This window comes from Mycobacterium sp. E796 (assembly GCF_001672815.1).
In the GTDB taxonomy this organism is placed as follows: Bacteria; Actinomycetota; Actinomycetes; order Mycobacteriales; family Mycobacteriaceae; genus Mycobacterium.
Genome location: NZ_LZKK01000230.1, coordinates 1 through 824, shown reverse-complemented (window position 1 = coordinate 824; position 824 = coordinate 1). Strand labels below are relative to the sequence as shown.

Annotated in this window: 1 protein-coding gene; it reads left to right on the top strand. The window is 68.8% G+C overall.

Annotated elements, in window-relative coordinates:
- On the top strand, positions 1-824 hold an 824-nt coding region (locus A5706_RS16900; RefSeq protein WP_197517864.1), incomplete at its 3' end, for a glycosyltransferase.

Sequence of the window (824 nt, the reverse complement as noted above, 5' to 3'; positions counted from 1 at the left end):
ATGAAGTTTGCGTTGGCGAGCTACGGAACTCGCGGCGACATCGAGCCGTGCGCCGCCATCGGCCGGGAGCTGCAGCGCCGGGGGCACGACGTGCGGGTTGCGGTGCCGCCCAACCTGATCGGCTTCGTCGAGTCGGCCGGGGTGCCCGCCGTCTCCTACGGGCCGGACACGCGCGAGCAGGTGGTGGCGGTCGCCGACTTCACCCACAACGCCTTCAAGCCCCAGAACCCGGCCGACTTCATGCGCACCTTCAAGTCGCTTTTCGTCGAGGGCTGGGCGGAGATGAGCCGGACGCTTACCTCGCTGGCCGACGGGGCGGACCTGCTGCTGACGGGCCAGACCTACCACGGGGTGGTGGCGAATGTCGCGGAATACTACGACATTCCGGTGGCGGGGCTGCATCATTTCCCGGTGCGGGTCAACGGTCAGATCGGCGTTCCGTTTCTGCCGTCGCCGGCGCCGATCGTCCGCACCACGCTGTCGGCGGGCTGGTGGCTGTATTCCCGCTTCACCAAGGCGGACGAGGACGCGCAGCGCCGCGAGCTGGGTCTGCCGCCCACGACGGTTCCCGCGTGGCAGCGGATGGCCGACGGCGGAACGCTCGAAATCCAGGCCTACGACCAGGCGATGTTCCCCGGCCTGGCCGCGGAGTGGAATGGCAAGCGCCCCTTCGTGGGTTCGTTGACCCTGGAGTTGGCCGCCGAGACCGACGATGAGGTCGCATCGTGGATCGCCGCGGGAAAGCCGCCGATCTACTTCGGTTTTGGCAGCACCCCGGTCAGTTCCCCCGCCGAGACGGTGGCCATGATCGCCGACGCCTGCGC